The sequence below is a fragment of the Natrinema sp. LN54 genome, from assembly GCF_052439245.1.
Taxonomy (GTDB): domain Archaea; phylum Halobacteriota; class Halobacteria; order Halobacteriales; family Natrialbaceae; genus Natrinema; species Natrinema versiforme_A.
This window is the reverse complement of sequence record NZ_JBQVRP010000009.1, coordinates 1-1,498: the sequence shown is the minus strand read 5'-3', so window position 1 is coordinate 1,498 and position 1,498 is coordinate 1. Positions and strand designations below refer to the sequence as shown.

At 58.4% G+C, this 1,498-nt stretch carries 1 tRNA gene and 2 rRNA genes; all 3 read right to left on the bottom strand.

Features of this window, described 5'->3' with window-relative positions:
* Positions 1 to 254 (bottom strand): 23S ribosomal RNA (locus tag ACT4ML_RS20225); the annotation flags it as partial.
* A gap of 223 nt (positions 255 to 477) precedes the next feature.
* Positions 478 to 549: transfer RNA gene (locus ACT4ML_RS20220), tRNA-Ala, on the bottom strand.
* A gap of 154 nt (positions 550 to 703) precedes the next feature.
* Positions 704 to 1,498 (bottom strand): 16S ribosomal RNA (locus tag ACT4ML_RS20215); the annotation flags it as partial.

Sequence of the window (1,498 nt, the reverse complement as noted above, 5' to 3'; positions counted from 1 at the left end):
GGCTTCGGTTTGGACTGTGTCGCGTTTATTCGCCATTACTAACGACATCGCGTTTGCTTTCTTTTCCTGTCGATACTAAGATGTTTCAATTCTCGACGTTCCCCATTGCGCGAAGCAATTGCGGTGGGGATTCCCATTCGGAGATCCCAAGTTCTTCGCCTCCGTGCGGCTCCCTTGGGCTTATCGCAGCTTGGCACGTCCTTCATCAGCTCTCAAGCCGAGCGATCCACCAGCTGGCACAGTAGCCACGTTCATCGGATCGGCGTTGCGACAAAGTCGCAACATCGTGACCCGGGAACGGGTCCAGTGGACGCCTGGACTACACGTACACACGGTCTCATCTGCACGCCTGTAGACAGCAGGCCTGCATTAACCCTTCCCACTCGCACTTACGCGGAGTGGTGCATCAGTTTTCGTCGGATTAGATCGAAGTCGTCTGCCCCACTTAAGGGGCACGATTCGATCAGCTCCGAGCCATGGACCCACAGGGATTCGAACCCTGGGCATCCTCCTTGCAAAGGAGGCACTCTACCACTGAGCTATGGGCCCACGTCCACCCACGTGGGTGGACAGCGCGTATCATGTTAGCCTTGGTAGTTCAAAGGTGCCCGATCGGCCAACCGATGGTCGATCGAACGTGCACCGCGTGGCGCAACGCGCCACGAGTTAGGGTGGGCCGGGGCAGCGCCCCGGTCCCGGTCTGTGGAGGTGATCCAGCCGCAGATTCCCCTACGGCTACCTTGTTACGACTTAAGCCCCCTTGCGGAGCCCAGATTCGACCGACGTTGCGTCGGCCTCATCCGGACCCCACTCGGGTGCTTTGACGGGCGGTGTGTGCAAGGAGCAGGGACGTATTCACCGCGCCCTTCTGAGGCGCGATTACTACCGAATCCAGCTTCATGAGGACGAGTTTCAGTCCTCAATCCGAACTACGACCGAGTTTCGGAGATTAGCGTCCCCTTTCGGGGTTGCATCCCACTGTCTCGGCCATTGTAGCCCGCGTGTCGCCCAGCACATTCGGGGCATACTGACCTACCGTTGCCCGTTCCTTCCTCCAGTTTGGCACTGGCAGTCCTCCTAATGTACCCAACCACCGCAAGGGTGTTGCTGGCAATTAGGAGTGCGGGTCTCGCTCGTTGCCTGACTTAACAGGACGCCTCACGGTACGAGCTGACGGCGGCCATGCACCTCCTCTCAACGGCTCCAGTAAGGTCATCAACCTGACCTTCACTGCACGTTGTCGATGCTGGTGAGATGTCCGGCGTTGAGTCCAATTAAACCGCAGGCTCCTCCGGTTGTAGTGCTCCCCCGCCAATTCCTTTAAGTTTCATCCTTGCGGACGTACTTCCCAGGCGGTCTGCTTCACGGCTTCCCTACGGCACAGCACAGGCTCGTAGCCTGTGCCACACCTAGCAGACATCGTTTACAGCTCGGACTACCCGGGTATCTAATCCGGTTCGTGACCCGAGCTTTCGTCCCTCACCGTCGGATCCGTCTT